14 protein-coding genes are annotated in these 23,141 nt (G+C 73.6%); 6 read left to right on the top strand and 8 right to left on the bottom strand.

What is annotated here, in order from left to right; genetic code table 11:
- Positions 1-15: 15 nt before the first annotated feature.
- Positions 16-342, top strand: coding sequence for a hypothetical protein (locus OV090_RS05605; protein WP_267702438.1), 327 nt, complete (start codon positions 16-18; stop codon positions 340-342).
- Between the two features lie 78 nt (positions 343-420).
- Here OV090_RS05605 and OV090_RS05600 read toward each other — a convergent pair whose 3' ends face one another.
- Positions 421-2,061 carry an ATP-binding protein gene (locus tag OV090_RS05600; RefSeq protein ID WP_267702437.1) on the bottom strand — a complete coding sequence of 547 codons (1,641 nt, stop codon included), beginning with the start codon at positions 2,059-2,061 and terminating at the stop codon, positions 421-423.
- A 113-nt stretch (positions 2,062-2,174) separates the two neighbouring features.
- Here OV090_RS05600 and OV090_RS50495 point away from each other — a divergent pair, with 113 nt between their 5' ends.
- Positions 2,175-3,086, top strand: coding sequence for a DMT family transporter (locus OV090_RS50495; RefSeq protein ID WP_267702436.1), 912 nt, complete (start codon positions 2,175-2,177; stop codon positions 3,084-3,086).
- Positions 3,087-3,095: 9 nt separating this feature from the next.
- Here the strand turns inward: OV090_RS50495 and OV090_RS05590 are convergent, their stop codons facing one another.
- Genes OV090_RS05590 through OV090_RS05580 form a run of 3 tightly spaced genes read right to left on the bottom strand, consistent with a single transcriptional unit; the run spans position 3,096 to position 10,140 of the window.
- The gene (locus tag OV090_RS05590) at positions 3,096-3,473 is read right to left on the bottom strand and encodes a response regulator (protein ID WP_267702435.1); all 378 of its coding nucleotides are present in this window, start codon (positions 3,471-3,473) and stop codon (positions 3,096-3,098) included.
- A 20-nt stretch (positions 3,474-3,493) separates the two neighbouring features.
- The gene (locus OV090_RS05585; protein ID WP_267702434.1) at positions 3,494-7,474 is read right to left on the bottom strand and encodes a PAS domain S-box protein; all 3,981 of its coding nucleotides are present in this window, start codon (positions 7,472-7,474) and stop codon (positions 3,494-3,496) included.
- A complete protein-coding gene (locus OV090_RS05580) occupies positions 7,471-10,140 on the bottom strand; it encodes a PAS domain S-box protein (RefSeq protein ID WP_267702433.1) in 2,670 nt (889 codons plus the stop codon). Before OV090_RS05580 ends, OV090_RS05585 begins: the two co-directional genes overlap by 4 nt.
- A 459-nt stretch (positions 10,141-10,599) precedes the next feature.
- Between OV090_RS05580 and OV090_RS05575 the strand changes: the two genes are divergently transcribed.
- From OV090_RS05575 to OV090_RS05565, 3 genes are all read left to right on the top strand, one after another.
- A complete protein-coding gene (locus tag OV090_RS05575; protein ID WP_267702432.1) occupies positions 10,600-11,919 on the top strand; it encodes a M20/M25/M40 family metallo-hydrolase in 1,320 nt (439 codons plus the stop codon).
- Positions 11,920-12,018: 99 nt separating this feature from the next.
- Entirely contained in the window at positions 12,019-12,660 is a 642-nt protein-coding gene (locus tag OV090_RS05570) for an RNA polymerase sigma factor (protein WP_267702431.1), read from the top strand.
- A 411-nt stretch (positions 12,661-13,071) separates the two neighbouring features.
- On the top strand, positions 13,072-16,557 hold the full coding sequence (locus OV090_RS05565; protein WP_267702430.1) for a protein kinase: 3,486 nt from the start codon (positions 13,072-13,074) through the stop codon (positions 16,555-16,557).
- A 121-nt stretch (positions 16,558-16,678) separates the two neighbouring features.
- Here the strand turns inward: OV090_RS05565 and OV090_RS05560 are convergent, their stop codons facing one another.
- Positions 16,679-18,172, bottom strand: coding sequence for a hypothetical protein (locus OV090_RS05560; RefSeq protein ID WP_267702429.1), 1,494 nt, complete (start codon positions 18,170-18,172; stop codon positions 16,679-16,681).
- Between the two features lie 73 nt (positions 18,173-18,245).
- Positions 18,246-18,983 (bottom strand): hypothetical protein, encoded by a 738-nt coding sequence (locus OV090_RS05555; RefSeq protein ID WP_267702428.1) that lies wholly within the window; start codon positions 18,981-18,983, stop codon positions 18,246-18,248.
- A 411-nt stretch (positions 18,984-19,394) separates the two neighbouring features.
- Here OV090_RS05555 and OV090_RS05550 point away from each other — a divergent pair, with 411 nt between their 5' ends.
- Positions 19,395-20,912, top strand: coding sequence for an OmpA family protein (locus OV090_RS05550; RefSeq protein WP_267702427.1), 1,518 nt, complete (start codon positions 19,395-19,397; stop codon positions 20,910-20,912).
- 112 nt (positions 20,913-21,024) lie between these two features.
- On the opposite strand, the gene OV090_RS05545 is transcribed toward OV090_RS05550, so the two are convergent.
- Together OV090_RS05545 and OV090_RS05540 are read right to left on the bottom strand one after the other, a co-directional pair.
- Positions 21,025-22,098, bottom strand: coding sequence for a hypothetical protein (locus OV090_RS05545; RefSeq protein WP_267702426.1), 1,074 nt, complete (start codon positions 22,096-22,098; stop codon positions 21,025-21,027).
- Positions 22,095-23,135, bottom strand: a complete 1,041-nt coding sequence (locus tag OV090_RS05540; protein WP_267702425.1) for a DUF2169 domain-containing protein — start codon at positions 23,133-23,135, stop codon at positions 22,095-22,097. The genes OV090_RS05545 and OV090_RS05540 overlap by 4 nt, the downstream gene beginning before the upstream one ends.
- Positions 23,136-23,141 lie beyond the last annotated feature (6 nt).

Below are 23,141 nucleotides of genomic sequence, written 5' to 3'. Positions count from 1 at the left end.
GCGAGCGACCCGCTGATGTCCGAACTCCCGGCCCGTCGCCACCTCCTGGACCGGCCGCAGCGCCTCGGCTTCCTGCCGACGTATTGGTTCTGGAGCGACCCCGAGCGAGAGGTCCTGCTGCGGCCGCTGATCGCCGCGATCGCGCTGCCGCTCACGCCGCTGCTGTTCTTCATGATGGTGCAGCTGCAGTGGTCGTGGTGGACGCTGATCGCCGTGTCGGGGCTGTGGCCGTCGCTGGTGTGCGGGCTGGTCGAGCGCCACGTCCGCGCCGAGCTGCGCCGCCGGGCGTTAGCCGCGGCGCTGGCCGAGCCCGCGGCCCTGCCGGCGGAGCCGCGAACGTAGCTTGTCTCCGGGAGCATGCCCCCGGGGGCATGCGTGAAGAGACATGCCCGAAGGGTCATGTCCATTTTTAAAGAGAACTCAATCGGCCGGGAGCCAGAACGTGAACGTCGAGCCGACGCCGGGCTTGCTGGTGACGGAGATGTCGCCGCCCATGAGCTGGACGAAGTTGAGGGTGATGGCGAGGCCGAGGCCGGTGCCGCCGAAGCGGCGGGAGATCGAGGCGTCGGCCTGGGTGAAGTTGTCGAAGATCCGGCGCAGCTGGGGCTCGCTCATGCCGATGCCGGTGTCCTCGACGACGAACACCAGGCGGCGGGCGCCGGCCTCCAGGTGCTCGCGGATCCGCAGGGTCACCGTGCCGTGCTGCGTGAACTTGTGGGCGTTGCCGAGGAGGTTGATGAGGATCGCGCGCACGGCCGTGGCGTCGGCGCGCAGGGCCGGCAGGGGGTCGGGGACGTCGAGGACGAAGCGGTTGCCGCGGCGCTGCTGGCCCGGGCGACAGGCGGCGTCGATGCTGGTGAGCAGCGCGCCGAGGTCGACGTCCTCGGGGTGCAGGGCGAACTTGCCGGCCTCGATCTGCGACAGGTCGAGGACGTCGTTGATGAGGCCGAGCAGGTGGCGCGCCGACGCGGCGATCCGCTCGATGTCGGCGACGAAGCCGGGCGAGGCCGCCGGGGCGTGCTCCTCGAGCAGCAGCTCGGTGTAGCCGATGATCGCGTTGAGGGGGGTGCGCAGCTCGTGGCTCATCGCCGCGAGGAACGAGCTCTTGGCCGCAGTGGCCTCGAGCGCCTGGTCGCGCGCCTGCGCGAGGTCGCTGTTGGCGAGCGTCAGCTCGTCGAGGGCGCGCCGCAGGTCGGTGATGTCGAACAGCAGGGCGGTCAGCTCGCCGCCGCGGTGAGCGGCGGCCTGGAACGAGATGACGCGCTCGCCCATGGCGAGCTGCTCGGCCACTACGTCGCCGGCGGCGGCCCGCTGGACGGCGTCGCGGAGGGCGGGGAAGCCGGCGAGGGCCTGGTCGGCGCAGGCGCCGAGGCAGGCGGCGGAGTCGAGGCCCAGCTGGCGCAGGCCGGCGCCCTCGGCGAGGGAGATCCGGCGCGTGGTCGGATCGAGGCTGAGCAGGGCGATCGGCAGGGCGTCGACGACGAGCTGGAGGCGCCGGGCGGTGGTCGCCAGCGAGGTCTCGGCCCGCTGGCGCTCGATGCGGTCGAGCAACTGACGGTAGACCACGCCGGTGAGCTTGCTGATGAAGCCGAGCACGGCGATGTCGCCGTCGGTGAAGCGATTGGGGGTGCCGGAGGCGAGGCCGATCACGCCGAGCACCTCGTCGCGGCACAGGATCGGCATGAACAGGCGCGCGCGCACGACGAAGCTGCGCGCGCTGTTCTGGGTCTGCTGGCCCTGGTCGTTCAGGACGTCGGGGACGTGCAGCAGCCGCGGCTCGCGGAACACGCTGCCCGGGTGCCGCTCCCACGCGGTCCGCTCGGCCTCGGCGCGCTCGGCCGGCGAGAAGCCGCGACCCGCGAAGGTCCGCAGGCGCCCGGCGTCGAAGTCCCACAGGTACAGCGCGATGTACTCGGCGTCGCACAGCTCGTCGAGCGCGCGCTCGATCTCCTGCGCGAAGCCGTCGAGGTCGTTCACCGACGCGATGCCCGACGAGATGCTCGACAGCAGCTCGATGAGGTGTCGATTCGCAGGGTCGATGGCGAGACCGGAACGACTCAAGCCGCGCGCTCCAAAGTGGGCTCGTCGTCACCGCCGATCGCGGCGACCGCGGGCACGCGGTGGACTGCGAAGCTCATGCGAACGTCGTGCGCCCATGGTACAGTCAGTGTCCCGTGGGTGTCGTCGAGAACCCGCAAGACGCGGAGGCGGCGGCCACGCAGCGGGGCGTGATCCATCTCGTCACTGCCGCGATTCTCTTCAGCGGACTCAGCGTGCTGGCGAAGCTGGTCGGCGCGCGCGTTCCGCTCCCGGAGGTGATTCTCGTCCGCAGCGTGGTGGCGGTCGCTTTCGCCCGGGGGACGCTCGCGCGTGGTGACATCCCCGTATGGGGCACCCGGCGCACGATGCTGGCGCTGCGCGGGCTGTTCGGCTTCGTCGCCCTGACCTGTTATTTCTATGCGCTGATGCACCTGCCGATCGCCGACGCGATCGTCATTCATTACATCCACCCGGTGTTCACGCTGCTGCTGGCCACGGTGTGGCTGGGCGAGGCGCTCGACCGCCGCGAGACGGTCTTCATTGTCGGGTGCTTCGTCGGCGTGGTGCTGGTGACGCAGCCGCAGGCGCTGTTCGGCGCCGAGGCGGTCCCCGCCGATCCGTTCGCCCTGGCGATCGCGGTGCTCGGGGCCCTGATCTCGGCCGGCGTGTACGTGATGATCCGCGAGCTGCGTTCGACGGAGCACCCGGTGCGGGTGGTCTTCTACAACGCGCTGGTGGCGTCGCTGCTGTCGGCCCCGTGGGCGGCGACGACGTGGGTGACGCCCGATGCGCGCGAGTGGACCATCCTTTTGGCGATCGGGGTCTGCACGTTTCTTCATCAGCAGAGCATGACCCGCGGACTCCACATGGTGCGCGCCGGCCGGGCGACTGCGCTGGGCTACGTGCAGGTGCTGCTGGCGATGCTGGCGGGGATCTGGTTGTTCCAGGAAGAGGTCGACCTGGTCGGCTGGTGCGGCGCGGCGATCCTGGCGGTCAGCGCGGGCCTGCTGGCGACCGACCGCAAGCCGATCCCGCCGCGCGCGTGACGGCCGCGCTCAGGCGGCGCGGCGGACGACGCCGCCGATGAGGTCGAGGAGGAAGTCGATCTTGACCGGCTTGCGCACGACGTCGAGCGCGCCCAGGGCGGTGATCTTGTCGGAGGTCTCGACGCCCGCGGTCAGCAGCACCAAGGGGATGGCGCTCCAGGCCGGGTTCTTTCGCTGCTCCTCGCGGAACTGATAGCCGTCCATGCGCGGCATCATGAGGTCGAGGAGGATGAGGTCGGGCTGCGGCCCCTCGGTCAGTCGCCGCAGGCCGTCGGCGCCGTCCTCGGCGACCAGCACCTGGTAGCCCTCCTCGGCGAGGATCTCGGCGAGCACGTCGCGGATGTCGCGGTCGTCTTCGACGATCAGGATGATCGGTGCGCGGTTCATCGGTCCCTCGTTCTCCACGTTCATGGTTGCGCCGCCTGACGCGGGAGCTGCAGGCGAAAGGTCGAGCCCTGGCCCGGGGTGCTGGTGACGTCGAGGACGCCGCCGTGCGCCTCGACGATCCGCCGGGCGATGTAGAGGCCGAGGCCGAAGCCGCCGTAGTGCGCCGACGAGACCGCGCGCTCGAAGCGGTCGAAGATCCGCGGCCGGTCCTCCTCGGCGATGCCGATCCCGCGGTCCTGCACCTCGATGGCGACGTCGGGCCCGCACTCGAACACGCGCACGTCGACCGGGCGGCCGGCGCCGTACTTGAGGGCGTTGGCCAGGAGGTTGTACAGCGCCTGGTCGAGCTGCTTGCGGTCCCAGGCGCCGAACAGCTCGTTCGGAGCGTCGACGCGGATCTCGCAGCGGGCCCGCTGGGCGTCGGGCTCGGCGCGCGCGACCAGGTCGCGCACGAGGACCACGAGGTCGAACTCCGCCAGCTCGAGCGAGAGCCGGCCGAGGCTCATGCGGCTGACGTGGATCAGGCTGTCGACCAACGCGGTGACGCGCTCGATCTGCCGGATCGCGCCGTCGACCTTGCGAGCGAGCACGCCCGAGTCGTGCTCGCCGCGGTCGACCAGGCGCACCAGGTGCTCGAGGTGGAAGCCTAACGCGGTGAGCGGGGTCCGCAGCTCGTGCGAGGCGACCGAGAGGAAGTCGTCGCGCACTGCGATCGCGACCTGAAGATCGGCGACCAGCCGCTCGCGCTCGCGCTCGGCCAGCTTGCGCTCGGTGATGTCCTCGGCGATGCCGGCGGCCCGCCACGGGCGCCCGACGGCGTCGCGGATCAGGGTGCCGCGGTCGCGGATCCACTGCACCGCGCCGTCGGGCCGGACGACCCGGTACTCGAGGTCGCGCGAGTCGACGGCGCCGGCGACGAGCTCGCGCTGCGAGTTCTCGGCGGCGACGCGGTCGTCGGGGTGGATCGCGCGGGTCCACAGGGTCGGGTCGCCGTACAGCTCCTCGGGGGCGCGGCGCCAGGCGTGCTCCCAGCCGGGGCTGACGTAGACGAAGCGCCAGCGCGGCGAGAACTCCATCAACCAGAACGCCTCGTCGATGGTGGCGGCGATCTGCCGGAAGCGCTCCTCGCTCTCGAGCAGGGCCCACTCGGCCCGCTTGCGGGCGCTGACGTCGACGGAGACGGTGAGCACGCACGGGCGCTTGCGGTACTCGATCAGCTCGGCCGACATCAGCACGCTGTGGATCCGCCCGGTCTTGCTGCGCACGCGCAGCTCGAGGTCGCGGACCGCGGCCCGGCGCGACAGCAGGCGGTTGAAGCGCTCGATGTCCTCGGCGTCGACGAGCACGCCGAGCTGCAGCGGGCTCTTGCCGAGCATCTCCTCGCGCGAGAACCCGTGGGCCTTGATCGCGGCCTCGTTGACCTCGAGGTACTCGCCGCCGGGGAGCTCGTTGACCGTCATCGGGTTGGGGTTCTTGCCGAAGGCCCGCGCGAACAGCTGCTCGCTCTCCCGCAGGTCGAGCTCGGCCCGCTTGCGCTGGGTGATGTCGATACCTATCCCATAAATCATGGTCGTACGGCCAGACTCGTCGTACGCGGCGCGACCGCGGCCCTCCATCCAGCCGACCGCGCCGGTGTCGGCGCGGACGAAGCGGAACTCGATCATGTAGTCGCGCCGGGCCGCCACTGCGGCGCGTATCTCGGCCCGCAAGTGAGCGCGGTCTTCGGGGTGGACGGTGGCGTAGAGGTTGCCCTCGCCCGGGGCCCCGGCGGTGAGGCCGAGGATGTCCTCGAGCTCGCGCGACAGCCAGGTGGCGTCGGTGTCGGGGTCGAGCATCCAGGTGCCCATGTGGCCGGCGCGCATGACCAGCGCCAGCGCCTCCTGGGTCTTGCGCAGCCGCACCTCGGCCTGCTTGCGGTCGGTGATGTCCATCGAGATGCCGATGAGGCCGACGACCGCGCCGGTGGCGTCGCGATACGGTGACTTCGAGGACAGGAAGATCCGGCCGCCGGGGCCCTGCTCCTCGAAGAAGTCGGAGCGCCCGCTGGACAGCACGCGCTGGTCGTTGTCGCTGATGTCGCGGCCGTACCCGGCGTCCATGAACTCGGCGTCGCGCCGACCCAGCACGGCCTCGGCCGGCTTGCCGATGGCGCCGATGGCGGCCGGGTTGACGAACACCATGCGCCCCTGGTTGTCCTTGGCGAACACGAGGTCCGGGGTGTTGTCGCACACGGCCTGCAAGATGGCGCTGGCGTGGTGCGCGGCCGCCTCGGTCCGCCGGCGCTCGGTGATGTCGCGGACGACGCTGAGCACGATCCGCTCGCCGTGGACGTCGGCGCCGCGCGAGCTGACCTCGACCGGGAAGGTGGTGCCGTCCTTGCGCCGGTGCGTCGTCTCGAAGAGGTCGCCCTCGGCGTCATGGCAGCCGGCCAGGGCCACCGGCTCGCCGGGGGCGTCGTCAGCTCGCAGGTCGGCCATTCGCAGGCGCAGCAGCTCTTCGCGCGCGTAGCCGTAGGCGGCCACTGCGGCGTCGTTGGCCTCGATGATGCGGCCGTCGTCGCAGCGGACGAACAGGAAGAGGTCGCGCCCGTGCTGCGACATCAATTGATAGCGGGCCAGCGCGGCGGCCTGGCGCGCCAGCTCGGTGACCTCGCGCTGGGTGCCCCAGGCGCGGCGCAGTTTGCCGTTCTCGACGGTGCCGATCAGCGAACGGAGGAAGCGGCGCTGGCCGCCGGCGCGGTCGGTCTCGGCGGCCTCGACGTCGAGGAGGCGATAACCACAGGCGATGAAGGCGCGGTAGAACTCGCGCAGCCGCGGGTCGTCGCGCGGGAACAGCAGGTCCATCGGCGCGCCGCGCAGCTCGTCGGCCCGCTCGTAGCCGAACATGCGCGCCATGGCGTCGTTGCACTCGCAGATCCGGCTGCGCTCGTACCACAGGTCGATCTGCTGGTCGGGCGGGAGGTCGGTCGGCACCGGCTCGTCGCCCTCGAGGCACCAGATGGCCTCGCCGCTGTCGGCGACGAAGGCGCGGAAGCTCTCCTCGCGCCGCGCCAGCCGCTGGGTGACCTCGACGCTATCGCTGATGTCCTGCATCGACCCGACCAGCCGCAGCAGCCGGCCGTGCTCGTCGCGCTGGACGAAGCCGCGGTCGACGATGTTGGCGAAGCGGCCGTCGCCGCGGCGGAACCGGTACTCGAGCTGCCAGCGCACGCGGTCCGGGTTGTCGCGGATCATCCGCTCGACGTCGGCGATGACCCGCGCGCGGTCGACGTCGTGGATGTTGTCGGTCCACCAGGTGAAGGTCGACTGCACCTGGTCTCTCGGCCAGGCGAGCGCGTCGTACAGGGCGTCGCCCCAGAACACCCGATCGGTGGCGACGTCCCAGTCCCACAGCACCTCCTGGGTGGCCCGCGCGGCCAGCTCGAAGCGGCTCTCGCGGTCCTTCAGGGCGCGGAAGGCGATCGCGTGCTCGAGCGCGAGGCCGACGTGCTCGGCGCACACGTAGGCGGTGTTGAGGTCGTCGTCGCAGAACGGCCGCCGCTGGTCGTCGCGCCACATCGCCAGCGCGCCGACGACGGCGTCCTCGGCCCGGATCGGGACGATGATGACGCTGGCGATGGCGAACCGCCGCACGTACGCGCGCAGCTCGGGCGGCAGCTCTTCGGCGAAGTCGGCCGGCAGGTGCGCGTGGAACACCGGGCGGCCGCTGGCGATCACCCGCCCGGCCGGCAGCAGGTCGACCGGCAGGTGCGCGAAGCTCTCGCGCAGGAACTCCTCCGCGCCGAGGTCGCGGTGGGCGTAGGCGCGGACGTCGAAGCCGGCCCTGAGGTGGGCGGAGCTGCCGTCGACGAAATCCTTGACGAGGGTGCGGGTGGTGACCTCGACGATCGCGGCCGGGTCGGCGCGCACCTGGGCGATCGCGCGGGCGAGGCCGACGATCATCTGCAGCGGCGGCCCGCCGTCGCCCGACGCGTGCGAGCTGGGAGAGGCGCCGCCGCTCATCCGACCACGTCTCCTCGCAGCAGCGGCACGCCGTCCTGGTCGCGGGCGCCGGGGGGCGACAGCGTCGCCGGCCGGGGGTGCCGCGGCAGCTCGACGCGGAAGTAGGTGCCGCCGGTGCGCGTCGACTCGACCGCGACGGAGCCGCCGTGGGCGAGGGCGATCTGCTCGGTGATGTAGAGGCCGAGGCCGAGGCCGGCGGTCTTGGCCCCGCCCTTGGCGGCGCGCTGGAACGGGTCGAAGATCGCGCCGAGCATCTCGGGGGCGATCACGCCGCGGTTGTGGACGACGAAGCGGACGACGCCGGGCTCGCGCCCGTCGACCTGGGCGGTCGCCACCGGCGCGCCCTCGGCGTGCTGGATCGCGTTGCCGATCAGGTTCGAGGCCATCTGCGACAGGCGGTCGACGTCCCAGGTGCCGCGGGTCTCGCCGCGCACGTCGAGGACGACCCGCGCGGCCGGGTTGGCCTGCTGGTGCTCGTCGATGATGGTGCGGCAGATCGCCGCCAGGTCGGCGCGCGTCGGCCGGATCTCGAGGCCGCCGGCGGCCCGGATCCGCGTGACGTCGAGCAGCTGCTCGATCATCCGCAGCATGCGGTGGCCGCTGCTGGCGATCTGATGCAGGACGCGGCGCGTGCGGTCGTCGGCGCTGCGCCGCAGGCCGAGGCTGGTGGCCATGAGGATCGCCGACAGCGGACTGCGCAGGTCGTGGCCGAGCACGGCCATGAACATCTCCTGGTAGTGCATGGCCCGCCGGAGGTCGGCCACCAGCGCCTCGCGCTGCTCCTCGACGCGCCGCTTGTCGCTGACGTCGACGCACACGCCGACCCACTCGCGGACCTCGCCGTCCTGCCCGAGCATCGGCACGGCGCGCACCTCGGTGTCGGCGTAGGTGCCGTCGGCGCGGCGCAGGCGGTACGCCATGTTGCCCGGCTGGCGCCCGCTGCAGATCTGCTTCCAGGTCTCGCGGACGCGGGCCCGGTCCTCGGGGGCCACGCAGTCGAGCCAGCCGGCGCCGAGCATCTGCTCGAAGGTCTGGCCGGTGAAGGCGCGCCACGACGGCGAGTCTTCGAAGGCCGCGCCGCTCGGATCGGTCGACCACACGATCTGCGCGGTGGCCTCGACCAGGCCGCGGAACCGGCTCTCGCTGGCCCGCAGCGCCTGCTCGACGTCCTTCAGCTCGGTGACGTCGTGGAGGATGACGGAGATCGCCGAGACCTCGCCGGTCGAGTCGTGGACCGGGCAGGCCGAGACCGTGACGGCGAACAGGGCGCCGTCGTCGCGCCGCACCTGGGCCTCGAGCTCGCGCACGACGTCGCCGGCGAGCACGCGCCGCAGGGCGGCCTCGATCTCGCGGCCGTGGCCGGGCACGAGGTCGCCGAGGAAGCGGCCGCGGATCTCGGCGCCGCCGTGGCCGAGCAGCTTCTCGGCGCCGGGGTTCCAGATCGCCACGGTGCCGTCGGGGTTGAGCAGGAACAGCGCGTCGGCGGCGTTCTCGACGATGACCGCGAGGCGGGCCCGATCGAGCTCGGCGCGCACGCGGGCGGTGATGTCGGTGATCGTGCCGACGTAGAGCTTGCGGCCGGCGCCGTCGAGCACGCCGGAGAACTGGCCGAGCACCCACACCGTGGCGCCGTCGGGCCGGAGCATGCGCCACTCGCCGCTGAACGGCTCGGCCTCGACGAAGGCGCGGCGACAGCCGGCGATCACCCGCTCGGCGTCGTCGGGGTGGAGGGCGCGACGCCAGCCGCCGCCGCGCACCTCGGGCAAGGTGCGGCCGGTGATCCGCACCCACTCCTCGTTGACGAACACGCACTCGTTGTCGGCCTCGCCGAGGAAGATGCCGACCGGCGACAGGCGGCTGAGCAGCTCGTACTGGCGCTCGCGCCGGCGGCGTTCGTCCTCGGCGCGGCGGGGGGCGTCGATGTCCTCGACGAGGCCGAAGTAGAACCGCGGCTCGCCGCCGGGGCCGCGCACGACGCTGGCGTGGACCCGCGTCCACACGCTCGAGCCGTCGCCGCGGATCATCCGCTTGGCCACGGCGTAGCTGCGGATCTGGTCGGCGCACAGCTGGGCGAACTTGTCCTGGTCGAACTGACGGTCGTCGGGGTGGGTGAGCGCGAACAGGTCGTGGCCGACGAGCTCCGCGGAGGGCCGCGCGAGCAGGTCGCACAGCGCCCGGTTGACGGCCAGCACGGTGCCGTCGAGCTGGGCGCGGACGATGCCCAGCGGCGCGGCGGCGACCAGCGCCGCGGCCGCGGGATCGGCCGGACCGACCGGGGCGCGCACGCAGAAGCGGGCGCCGACGAGGGCGCCGTGGGGGTCGCGGCCGGCGCTGGCAGAGAGGACGACGTCGCAGGTGCCGGAGGCCCCGCGCAGGCGGGCCGGCCGCCCGCGCACTCGCTCGCCGGCGCCGAGCCGCGCCCAGATGTCGGTGAAGACCTCCGGGTCGACGTGCAGCTCGGCGGCGTGACGGCCGACGCAGTCGTCGGGATCGCGGCCGAGCGCGGCGCACAGGGCGGCGTTGACCCACACGATCGCGCCGGTGCGGTCGACGACGCAGATCCCCACGGCGCTCTGCTCGAGGCACTCGACGAGGTCGTCATGGTCGCCGACGAAGGCGCCGGACGCGGCGAGGAGCTCTCCGATGTAGCGACGCTCGCTGGCCATCCTTCCTTTCGGAGTCGGAATAGAACCGATCGGACCCTTTTCAAGCGTCGCACCCGGGCACGAGCGGGCGGCGGTCGGCAGCGCCGCGACCGCCGGCCGGCGTCGGCAGCGGCGGGGCGAACGGACCGCGCGCCGCGATCGCGGCGTGCGTCACCAGTCCCAAAGGACAGGTCGTGGCGGACCACCCCCGCGCCGGCGCGCGCCGCCCGATCGCCGGAGACCGCGAGCCGCGGCGACGCGAGCGCCGGGCTCCGCTACCATGAGGCGGTGCGTCCATGCTTTTTTGTGTTCGCGGCGATGCTGCTGGAGTGCGGCGGTCCGCCCGCGGGTGCCGCCGGGCCGGCCGCGGCATCCGCGAGCTCTGGTCCGCGGCCCGTGGGAGGTGCCGGCGACGAGGCGCGCAGCGCAGCGCCGGCGAGCGAGCGGCCGGCTTCGTCGGACGCTCCACCGGCGGCGCCGATGACTGTGGCGCTGCCCGGTCCGGCGCCGGCGGTGGTGACTGCGATGCTGGCGGACATCGATCCGGCGCGCCTGCGGGCGGACGTCGATCGCCTGGCGAGGTTCGGCACGCGCCACACGCTGTCGGACACGACCTCGGAGACGCGCGGGATCGGGGCGGCGCGGCGGTGGCTGCTGGCCGAGCTGCAGCGGGCCGCGGCGAGCAGCGGCCGCACCGGCGAGCTGGCGATGACCGCGGAGCTCGAGGTCCACGACGTCGCGCCCGACGGCAAGCGCATCGATCGCGCGGTCGAGGTCGTCAACGTGATCGCGGTGCTGCCGGGGTCGATGCCGGAGGCGAGGCGGCGGCGCTACTACGTGCTCGGGCACTACGACTCGCGGGCGAGCGACGTGATGGACGCGGCGATCGACGCGCCCGGGGCCAACGACGACGGCTCCGGCACTGCGCTGGTGCTCGAGCTGGCGCGGGTGATGGCGACCCGCAGCTTCGACGCGACCCTGGTGTTCATGGCCACGGCCGGCGAGGAGCAGGGCCTGGTGGGCGCGCGTCGCCACGCGGAGGCGGCGAAGGCGGCGGGGCTCGAGATCGCGGGGGCGCTCAGCAACGACATCGTCGGCGACCCGAGCGACCCGCGCGGCGGCAGTCATCGAGGCGAGATCCGGCTGTTCTCGGAGGGGGTGCCGGTGACGGCCGACCCGGCGGCGTGGCAGCTGGCGCGCCAGACCGGGGCGTTCGCCGACGCGCCGTCGCGGCAGCTGGCCCGCGTGGTCGCCGAGGTGGCGGCGCTGCACGAGCTGCCGGTGCGGCCACGCCTGGTCTTTCGGCCAGATCGGTTCCTGCGCGGCGGCGACCACACCGCCTTCAACGAGCAGGGCTTCGCCGCAGTGCGCTTCACCGAGGTCGCAGAGGACTACGACCGCCAGCACCAGGACGTGCGCGTGGAGGCCGGCCGCAGCTACGGCGATGTGCCCGAGCACGTCGACGCGGCCTACCTGGCCGACGTGGCCCGCCTCGACGCGGCCGCGCTGGCCCACCTGGCCAACGCCCCGTCGCCGCCGGGCGACCCGCAGCTGAGGGCGACCGAGCTGACCGGCGACACGACGCTGCGCTGGACCGCCAGCCCCGAGCCCGACGTGGCCGGCTACGAGGTGCTGCGGCGCGCGACCTCGGCGCCGGCGTGGGAGCACGCGCAGGACGTCGGCCAGGTCACCGAGGCGACGCTGCCGGTCAGCAAGGACGACTGGCTGTTCGCGGTGCGCGCCTACGACCGCGACGGCTACCGCAGCCCGGCCGCGTTCCCCCGGGTCGCGCGCGAGTGAAGCAGGGCGAGATGTCTCGAAGGACATGGCCGAACGCGCAGGTCTCGGCTACGTCGGCGGCGGTCGACCGCGGGCGGGCCGTGCGCTAGAGTGCCGATCGTGGCGGGACGCGGCGACGGCGAGCTCCTGGGCGCGTGGCAGGCCGGCGACGCCGCGGCCGGCGAGGCGTTCGTCGACCGCCACTTCGACGCGATCACCCGCTTCTTCCGCAACAAGGTGTGCAGCGAGGACGACGTCGCCGAGCTGGTCGGTCAGACGTTCCTCGGCTGCACCGCGGGCAAGGACCGCTGGCGCGGCGAGGCGGGGGCGCGCCAGTTCCTCTACGCGATCGCCGGCAACGTGCTGCGCAAGTACATCCGCGGCCGCTACAAGCGCAAGAGCGAGGCGCTCGACTTCGCGGCGGTGTGCGTGCAGGACTGCGAGGGCGCGTCGATGAGCTCGATCGTGGCGCACCGGCGAGAGGCGCGGTGCCTGGTCCAGGCGCTGCGGGAGATCGCGGTCGAGGACCAGATCGTGCTCGAGCTGATGTACTTCGAGGGGCTGTCGGGCAGCGAGGCGGCGGCGCTGCTCGGCGTGCCGGAGGGCACCGTGCGCGGCCGGATCGCCCGCGGGCGTCAGCGCCTGCGCGAGCGCGTGGCGGCCCTGCTGGCGGCCGCGCCCGCGGCCCCGGCCGTCGACGTGACGCCGGAGCAGCTCGAGGCGTGGGCCCGCGAGCTGCGGCGGCAACAGGGCTGGGATTAGACCGTCACATGGCCGAAAGGCCAGGTCTGACCGCATGACAGTCGGTTCTATGGATGTCCAAAAGGACATGTCGATCGAGTCATGTGCCGTCATGTGGGTATCGGTCGGGTATGACGCGGAGGCCTGGTCGTGGCCGCGCACGCCGGCGAGCCCGACGTCGCGGTCGCCTGTCGCAGGCCCGGCGAGGGCGCTGCCTGGGCGCGAGCGGGGATCGGCTTCGCGCCGTGATGGGCCGCGAGAGACCGAGCGGGTCGGCGGCGCGGCGCTCCCACGACCTGGTTCTTGGAGCAGGACGGCCGCCTGCGCTCCGGCCCGCCGAGGCGCCCGGTCCGCCGCCTGGGCGAGGCGTCGGGCCGCGTGCGCGGGGACGCGCGTCCCGGGCGGCGCGGGGGCGGGTTATCCTCGCCGAGGATGTCCGACGACCCGCGGAGCGTCCGCAACACGCCGCTCCGGATCGACCCGGAGCGGCTGGCGCACGCGCTGGCGCGGGCTGACCTGAAGGCCAGGTTGTTCGGCCCGCCGAGCGAGTCGGAGCGGGTCGGTCGGTTCGCGGTGCTGCGCCGCGTCGGCGCCGGCGGCATGGGCGTGGTGTTCGCCGCCTACGACGAGCAGCTCGACCGCCGGATCGCCCTCAAGCTGGTCCACCCCGGCTCCCACGACCCGGCGGCCGCGGCCCGCAGCAAGCGCGAGGCGCAGGCGCTGGCCCGGCTGTCGCACCCCAACGTGGTCCAGGTCTACGAGGTCGGCGAGGCCCGCGGGCACGTCTACATCGCCATGGAGTTCGTCCAGGGCGAGACGCTGCGGGCCTGGCAGCAGCGCGCGCCGCGGAGCTGGCGCGAGACGCTGGCGATGTACGTGCAGGCCGGGCGCGGCCTGGCGGCGGCCCACGCGGTCGGCCTGGTCCACCGCGACTTCAAGCCCGAGAACGTGCTGGTCGGCGACGACGGGCGCCCGCGCGTGGTCGACTTCGGGCTGGCCCGGGCCCGGCCGCCGGATGGCGCAGAGAACAGGTCCGAAGGGGAAGGTCCGAAAGAACAGGTCCGAATGGGCATGACTCCGCGGGCAGGTCTGCGCGTCGAGGCGGCCGAGCTGACGGCCCCGGGCGCGGTGGTCGGCACGCCGGCGTACATGGCCCCGGAGCAGCACGCGGGCGGCGAGGCCGACGCGCGCAGCGACGTGTTCTGCTTCTGCGTGGCGCTGCACGAGGCGCTGCACGGGGCGCGGCCGTTCGCCGGCGAGCGCCGCGAGGACGTGCACGCGGCGATCGTGGCCGGGGCGATAGCCCGCGGCCCGCGCGAGGTGCCGGCCTGGCTGCAGCGGGTGGTCGACCGCGGGCTGCAGGCCGACCCGGCCGCGCGCTGGCCGAGCATGGACGCGCTGCTGACCGCGCTGGGCCGCGACCCGACCCGCGTGCGCCGGCAGCTGGCGCTGGCGCTGGCGCTGCTGGCCGCGCTGGCCGGCGGCGGAGCGTGGGCGTGGCAGCGGCTCGAGCAGCGCCATGCGCACGACGTCGAGGAGCAGCGGGCGCGCACGGCCGCGACCGCCGCCGACCTCGAGCGCACCCAGGCCGCCGAGGAGGCGCGCCGCCTGGCCGCGGCCGCCGGACAGCACGCCGACCCGGCCCTGCGGCTGTTGCTGGCGGTGGCGGCGGTGTCGACGGCGCGCGAGCGCGGCGAGCCACCGCCGCTCGAGGTCGAGCAGGCGCTGCTCGACGCGCTCGACGGGCCGCGCAGCGAGCTGTTCGCGCGGCCGGGCGCAGCGGTGGTCGACGCGTTGGCCGAGAGCGGCGACGGGCGCTGGCTGGCCACCGGCGAGCGCGAGGGGGCGGTGGCGCTGTGGTCGACGGCGGCGCCGCGGGCCCCGGTCGACCTGGCCCTCGGGACAGGCAGCGTCCGCGGCCTGGCGTTCGCGCCGGACGGGGCGGCGCTGGCGATCGCGCGCGCCGGCGGTGCGCCGTGCGTCCACGCGCTGGCGCCGGCCGGGGAGCTGGATGAACCTGTCTGTTGGGACATGTCGCCGGCCGACCCGCGCGACCTGGCGTGGAGCGCCCGCGGGGCGCTGGTGCTGCGCGACGGGGCGAGCGTGCACGTGCTGCGCCCGCAGCAGCCGCCGCAGGCGATCGGCGAGCCGACGGCCGAGCTGCGCCGCGCGCTGTGGAGCCCCGACGGGGCGACCCTGCTGACGCTCGCGGGCGACGGGGCGCTGCGGCTGTGGCCCGAGGCCGGCGGCCCGGCGCGCGCGCTCAAGCTGCCGGCGCCGGCCGCCCGCGGAGCGACGGGGCTGCTGGCGGCCGAGTGGCGGACCGACGGGGCGGAGATCGTGGTCGCCCGCGCGGACCATACCGCGGCGATCGTGCCGGTCGACGGCGGCGCGGCGCAGCGGCTGTCCGGGCACACCGACGAGGTCTACGGCGCGGCGTTTTTGGCCGGCGGGCAGCAGGTGGTGACGGTGTCGCGCGACGGCAGCGCGCGGGTGTGGGAGCGCGACGGCAGCAGCGAGCGGATCGAGCTGCAGGGCCACGAGGAGGCGCTGCTCGGGGTCCAGATCGGGCCCGATCGCAACCTGCTCCTCGGGACACCCGCAGGCGGCGAGCTGTGGCTGTGGCAGCTCGACGTCCGCGGCCCCCCGCTGCGCCTGCGCGGCCACGCCGGCAGCGTGGTGGCGGCCGGCTTCTCGCACGACGGCGCCCGCGTGCTGTCGGCGTCGGTCGACGGCAGCGCGCGCCGCTGGCCGATCGCCGACGACCCGTGGCTGCTGCGCGGGCACGCGGCGGGGATCGAACAGGCGGCGTTCCTCGCCGACGCGCGCACGGTCGTGACGGCGGGCCTCGACGGATCGGCGCGGGTGTGGCCGCGCGACGGTCGAGCCTCGGCGCGCCTCGGCGGCCACCGCGAGGGCGGCTCGGTCGCGCTGGCGCCGAGCCCCGACGGCGCGCGTCTGCTGACGGTGGGTAGCGACGGCCGGCTGCGCCTGTGGTCGCTGGCGGGGACCGAACCTGTCCCTGCGGCCAGCTTCGCCGCGCCCCGCGGGGCGGCGTTCCTCGACGCCCGCTGGAGCCCCGCCGGCGACGTCGCGGCCGTGGCCGGCGAGGACGGCCGCGTCCACCTGGTCCGCTTCCCCGCGGTCGGCCCGCCCGGCCTCGAGGAGGTGGCGGCCCACGCGGGGGCGGTGCGTGTCCTTCAGTTCATGTCCGATGGGACAGCCATCGCCAGCGCCGGCGACGACGGGCCGGTGCGGGTGACGCCGCTGCCGGGCTCGTCTGTCCGCAAGGCCAGCCTGCAGGGCCACGCCGGACCGGTCCGCGCCCTGGCGATCAGCGGCGACGGCGGCCGCCTGGCCAGCGCCGGCGACGACGCGGTGGCGCGGGTGTGGTCGCTGACGCACCCCGAGGCGGCGCCGATCGAGCTGCGCGGCCACGCGGGCTCGATCGGGCAGATCCAGCTGCGCCCCGACGGCCGGGCGGCCCTGACCGCGTCGACCGACGGGACGGCGTGCGAGTGGCCGCTCGACGGCGGCGAGCCCGTGTCGCTGCGCGGGCACACCGACGCGGTATGGGTCGTTGCGTACAGCCCCGACGGCGCCGCGATCCTCACCGCCTCGGCCGACGGCACCGCCCGCCTGTGGTCGCGCAACGGGGCAGGCTTCACGTCGCTGCGGCTGCCGCACACGCCCGCGGCCGGCCCCGGCGAGCCCGATCACACGCTGTGGACGGGAGCCTTCTCGCCCGACGGCCGGCTGGTCGTGACCGCGGGCGCCGACGGCCTGGCCCGTGTGTTCCCGGCGACGCTCGACGGCCGCCTCGCCGAGGCCTGCGCCCGCGCCGGCCGTGACCTGACGCCGGCGGAGTGGAGCCATCACTTCGGCGAACGGGCGTACGCGCGGACATGTTCGTCATGACATGTCCCATAGAACATGTACGTAAGTAAGGCGCGCAGGGCCGAGTCTGTTCAATTGAATATGGCGCAAGAGACAAGTCCTTGGAGCCATCACGAACACCGGCTCGCAGTCCTTTGATTCATTAGGAATCATGACATTTGTTCGCGGTCCGGGTCGGCCAGGCGATCGCGGTAGCGTGCGAGCAGGTCGGCTTGATCTTCGATCCGGTAGGCCAGGTCTCGTCGGCCTGGGCGGTCTGGATGTCGAGGTAGGTGAACGGCGGCTCCGTCGCCGGCGTGTACGGGTGGAGCCGCTCCCACGCGTCGAGGGCGGCGCGGGCGGCGGGATCGCGGCTGCAGCGGAGGGCCGCGCGGCACTCGCCGGTGGTCTCGAGATCGTCGGACTCGGCCAGCACGGTCCGCAGCTCGCGGCAGGTCCACGGCGCATCGATCGCGGCCAGCAGGGCCGCCGCCTCGCCGCGGTGCATGGGCACGCGCGAGCGCAGGGCGCGACGGAGCAGACCGAGGGCCGCGGGGGCGCGGAAGGCCAGGGCCAGCGTCAGAAGACGGGCGTCGGCGCGATCGTCGAGGTCATCGAGGCGGGCGAGCACTGCATCGACTTGGCACTGGTGTTCGAGCAGGAGCGCGGCGCAGGTGGCGAAGATGTGCGGCTGGGGGATCTCGCCGCGCGGGTCGACGCGCTGCAGACGGTCGAGCACTGCGTCGGCGTGGAGATCGGGGCGCCAGCGCGGCTCGATGAGCTCGAGCGCGAGCGAGACCAGCCCGCTCGGGGGGCTCGCCAGAGCGGCCAGCAGCAGCGCGTCGAGGTCGTCCACTGCCAGCGCTGCGAGCCCCCGCAGGGCCAGGAGCGAGGTGTGGTGCGCGCGCTCGGCGAGGCCGTGATCGAGGCGTTCGCGTCGGAGCGCCAGGCACTGTGCGGCGCGCGCGTCGAGCTCGGCGTGCAGCGTGGGGTCGGTCGCCAGCTCGCGGGCCCACGGCCAGTCGCCGAGACAGGCGGCGATCCAGCACCGGCGCGCAGGATCGGCGAGCGCCCGGCACACGCGATCGATGGCGCCGATGCTGCCGCGCAGCGCCGACGAGAGGCGGAAGTAGACGCGGTGCCCGCCGCGGACCAGGGCGCCGGCGTCCTGCATGTCCTCGATCGCCAGGACCACGAGCTCGAGCTCGGGGCAGAGCGCGTGCAACCTGGCCTCGGGGACATCCGGCTCGCGCAGCGAGCCGAGGTGGCCGACGTAGAAGTAAGAGTCGAAGTGCTCGGCGGTGTCGTCGACGAAGTCGACGTCGATCGCCTCGCCCGTGGCCTCGCAGGTGAGGCAGCAGCCGCGGCCGTGGAACAGGTAACGCCAGCCCGAAAGCCCGGGCACCTCGCCCTCGTAGTCGTCGACGGCGGATGAGTCGCCGCGCAGGCGCTCGCGCACGACCCTCAGCACCCAGTCCTGGCGAGCTTGATGCCGGGCCAGGCCGATGAGCGTCCAGGTGTCCCACGGCGAGGGCAGGGCGCCGACGTACGGCAGGCGCCGCAGCGCCGCGCCGAGGTCGTCGGGGACGGGGGCGTCGGCGAGCTCGGCGAGCGTGGTGAACAGGCGCGCGACGGCAGGAGCGAGCGGCGGCGACACGCGACGAGGGTACACCGCGCCTGCTCCGGCGGTGTCGCTGACAAGGGAGAGTTCGCGCGAGGTTGCGCGGCGATCAGCGAGGCGCGTCGGAGCGCTCGAGCGCGGCGCGGTGATCGTGGCCGGGGAGCCAGGGCACCATGCTGGCGTGGACGAACTCCTCGCCGAGGACGAACAGCTGGTTCTGCGGGGCGTTGGTGCCGGTGGCGGCGATGATGGCCCGGATCTGCGGGACCTCGATCACCTGCGGGCCGGAGGCCGCGGCGCGGGTCAGCCAGTCGGCGTCGAGCGGCCAGGGGCGGGCGCGGGCGAGCTCGGCGTCATCGAGGTCGGACCGCGTGGCGACGCGGCGCACGAACAGGGTCGCGGCGTGCGGGAGGTAGAGGTCGACGCCGGTCCGCGGCGCGGCGAGCCGGGCGATCCGGTCGTAGATGGCGTGGAGCTGCGCGGCGAGCCTGGCGGCGAAGCCGTTGTAGTTGCGCACCTCGTGCAAGGCGCCGTCGGGCAGGCGGGCGCGCAGGATCGTGACGCTCGCATCGGCGGCGCAGACCCGTCGCTGCGGCGAAGGATTGCACTCGTCGAGGTAGCTGCGCATGCGCGCGACGCCGAGAGCTCGCACGTGCTCGATGTGGTCCTTGGCGGCCCACTCGAACACGCTGTAGCGGAAGAGGCCGCGGCGCTGCTCCGAGTCCCGGGTGAAGAGGACGGTGCCGTCGCGGTAGAGGGTGAAGGCGGGCACGCGGCCAAACGGCTGGGTCGGGTCGCCGGCGAAGACGATGCCGAAGGTCGGTTCGTGCTCGAGCTGGAGGAGCACGTCACCCCGCGTGAGCGCCCAGGCCGGCTCGCTATCGGGCAGCGAGAGCTGCGGGGGCTGGGGCGTCGGAGCCTGCGTAGGCGAGGAGGAGTCGCAAACAGGGGCGGGCGATGCTGCGAGCGTCGGCGGCTGGCTGGACGGAGGACGCGTCACGCAGGCGCAGAGGCCGAGGGCGAGGAGCGGGAGGACTCGCATTCACGCGGGGGGACACGCGAGCGGCGAGGAGGTTCCGCGGGGACAGCGGCGCCGGAGTGACCGGGCTCGGCCTTGATGCTCGATCCCAGGATGGGCAGTGAGAGTCGGCGGACCACCGTGTAGGTCGGCCTGCGGCGGGGCGCGACTTCACGCCGCGAACATTTATTTGCGAGGCGACCGATCGGCTCGGCGGAGGTCGGTACTTCAGCGGCCGCCATGACCCATGCCCTCGTCTCGCGCCGCTCCCCCGGTCTGTTCGCCGCTGCGCTGCTCGTCGCGCTGCCCGCGAGCGCCCTCGCCCGTACCAGTCCTTCGGGACAGGTCGAACCCGAAGGGCCGGCGCCGGCAGCGACGGTGGAGACCTCCGCGCCGCCGTCCGCAGCTCCGGCCGAGGCTCCCAGGGCGCGCTGTCAGGACGCGCGCGAGGTGCCGTGGATCCGCCGCTGCCGGCCCGAGCGCAACACCTTCGAGCTCGGCGCCTTCGCGGGCGTGTTCTTCACCGGAGGCAGCGCGCACGAGCTGTTCGACCCGCACCGCCAGCTGGCGTCGCTGCAGGACGGCGACCCCGACAGCGTGTTCTTCCAGCCTTACCGGGCCGCGGCGCCGCAGTTCGGCGGGCGCGTCGGCTTCTACCCGCTGGCGTTCCTCGGCGGCGAGGTCGAGGCGGCCGTGATGCCGACGCGGATCGTGATCGACGGCGAGCCGCGCGATCGCGCGATCCTCTTCAACTTCCGCGGCAACCTGATCGCACAGCTGCCGTTCTGGCGCGTCGCCCCGTTCGCGCTGGTCGGCGGCGGCGGCCTCGGCACCACCGGGGCGCTCGGGCATGACATCGACCAGTCGGTCCACTTCGGCGGCGGGGTGAAGGTGTTCCTGTCGCACCGCGCGCTGCTGCGGCTCGACGTGCGCGACGTGGTGGCGGCGCGGCGGCGGGTGGACGCGGGCGCGGTCAGCTATCCGGAGATCCAGCTCGGGGTGTCGGCGCTGCTCGGGCGCAAGTCGCCGGCGGGGCGGCCGGAGAAGGACAGCGACGGCGACGGCTTCCTCGACCGCGTCGACGCTTGCCCGTTCGAGCCCGGGATCGCGCCGGACGGGTGCCCCGAGCGCGACCGCGACGGAGATGGCTTTTTGGACAGCTGCGACGTGTGCCCCGACATCCCCGGGATCGCGCCGGACGGGTGCCCCGAGCGCGACCGCGACGGAGATGGCTTTTGGGACAGCCAGGACGATTGCCCCGACGTCCCCGGCGTCGCCCCGCGCGGGTGCCCGATCCCCGACAGCGACGGCGACGGGATCCTCGACGACGTCGACCAGTGCGTCCACGAGCCCGAGACCCGCAACGGCCTCGAGGACGACGACGGCTGCCCCGACGACCTCGATCCGGTGCGGCCCGTGATCGGGGTGATCCGCGGGATCTACTTCGACCTCGACAAGGACACGATCAAGCCGCGCTCGCGGCCGGTGCTCGACCGGGCGGTCCGGGTGCTCAGCGAGCACACGAGCCTGAAGATCGAGATCTCCGGCCACACCGACAGCACCGGCGGGCTGGCGCACAACCGCGACCTGTCACGCCGCCGCGCGGAGTCGGTGCGCAGCTACCTCGTCGAACACGGAATCGACGCAGCTCGACTCACGACCCGTGGCGCCGGCCCGGACGAGCCGCTCGACACGAACCGCACGGCGGCGGGCCGCGCGAAGAACCGCCGCATCGAGTTCATGATCTTGGTGCAGTGATTCGCGAGACGATGGTGATCGTAGCGAATGATGGTTCGAGGCGGGTTAATGCCGCGTGGTCGGCACGGTGGCCGCCTCTCGCACGACAGCGATCGTCGAGGTCGACGCGGTGTCACGAGATGCCCGCGTCGTTTCGGCGGACGGCTCGTGATTCGCCGGTCGCGGCAGTGACGAGCGCGCCGCCGACAGTCCCGGCGTCGGACGAGGAGAGCACCACGGCGCTGGCGAGCGAGCCGCGCCAGCGGGCCCGGAGATCGAAGTCGTCGAGCGCCCACGCGAGACCGAGCGGGAAGGCCGCCGCGCCGCAGTCGCCGAGGGCATCGGCGAGGGCCCGCACGCGCATCGGCTCGGGCATGAGCTCCACGTTGCGCAGATAGGCCGTCGACAGCTCGGTGGCGAAGAACCGCTCGTTGCTCTGCGCCGCGATCACCTCGTCCACGCGCTGCGGCCAGTGCTCGCGCAGCTCCGCGAGAACTTCGGTGAGCCCCGCTGCTCGGCTGGGCGGCCCGCCAGCGAAGGGGGCGGGCTCCTGGGCGCAGACGACCGCCTCGATGACACCGAGCTCAGGACTGCCAGTCCGTTCGCTCGCGCGCCCGAGCAGCAAGAACGCCGCGCCCTCGCCTGGCAGACGCCCGTCGCAGTTGCGGCGCCCGAGCAGTCGATTGTGACGAGACAGCTCGCGCAAGGCGTCGCCGGCGACGAGACAGTCGAGCCCGCCCACGAGCACCCGCGGCGCCCCGTCGTGCAGCTCGTGCAGCGCCGCCGTCAGCGCGACCGCACCGCTCGCTCGCCCGTCAGCGATCAAGCTGCGCGGCGTCCAGCGCAGCTCCGCGGCCGGGGACACGGCTTCTGCGAGGACTTCTTTCAACCGGCGGGAGCGGCCTGCCTCGTGTGCCACGGCTGGCACCGCGACGAACACCGGCACTGGCTCCGTCGAGCCGCTAGCGACGAGGCGCAAGGCCTGGGTGGCCGCCCGCCGCGCGAACCAGAGCGCGCGCTCGAACGGATCCTCGCCAGGCAGCGATTGCAGGCGACAGCCGCGCGCGGGTTCGCCTGCGAGATCGAAGACGCCGTCGAGCTCGACGAATCGACGAATCCCGGCCTCGACCGCGGCGAAGGCCGCCCGCGCGGTCAATCCGAGCGGACAGGCGACACCGACCCCCAGGACGCGCGCGGAACGAGTCACGCGCCGTTCTCCCACGGCTCGAGTTCGCGGACGCGGATCGTCTCGATGGTGGCCATGTCTTTTTGGACAGGTAGCGCGGCCCGCCAGATCATCGTGCAGCGCTCGTCGTCGGGCATGATCGTGAGGCCGTCGAGCACCATGTGCGCGACGCCGACTCGATCGCCGAGCGTGAGCTTGACCTGGATCCGCGGCGCCGGCAGCTGAAAGCACAGGTCACCGTCGGGGTGGGCCCCCTCCACGCTCACCAGCTCCTTGCCGCGCAGGTGCGGGGTGGCGCACAACGGCTCGGGAGCGGCGCAGAAGAAGCGCTCGTCGAGATCTTCCGGCCAATGGGGTGCTCGTCGGCGGACCCATGCCTCGTCGTAGGTCCCTGCGTACTTGCGCCGCGGCGACCAGTGCCGCGCGATCGGCCCGAAACCGACGGGGGCAGGGAGGTCGTCCGGCCCGTCGATCGGAGCGCGGGGATCCTCGAAGTTGGGCAGCGGCTGGTCCGAGGCCTCGCGCCCAGACGTGACCAGGCCGCGCCCCACGGGGTTCCGCTCGCTCGCCTCCACGAGCCGCTTCGCCTCGGCGCCGCAGGCTCCGCCGAAGCTCCGTTCGTAGCAGATCGGCATCCGCTCGAACGGTTCGGGCTTGGTGGGGCGAAGACCACCGAGCCCCCTCGACCAGCGGCGCTCACCGAACACCACGGCCTCGTGGCGAAGGGAGCCGACCTGTAGCGCGACGTGACCGCGGATTACCGGCCGCCCGCGTGGCGCCCAGGCGTGGCCGAGCAGCTGAATGTCGGTTGCGGGCTTGCGATAGGCGGTCTGCGCCTCCCGACGCAGGCTCGAGCTCGCGGGGTCACCCCAATACTCGTCCGCGACCACGACGGGCTCCTGCAGCTCGCACAGGCTCAGCGGCGCAGCGGTCGCCCCACCGGCGGGCGGCAAGCGATAATGCGCGGCGAGCACGACCAATATCAGTTCATTGCCGTGCCGATCCATGGACGGCATCGCCGCGGCCGCGAACGGAGTCAGGTTGACGAGGTTGTCCATCGGTGA

Source organism: Nannocystis sp. RBIL2 (genome assembly GCF_026626745.1).
In the GTDB taxonomy this organism is placed as follows: domain Bacteria; phylum Myxococcota_A; class Polyangia; order Nannocystales; family Nannocystaceae; genus Nannocystis.
The sequence above is the reverse complement of the archived record's forward strand: the minus strand, read 5'-3'. Positions and strand labels throughout refer to the sequence as shown.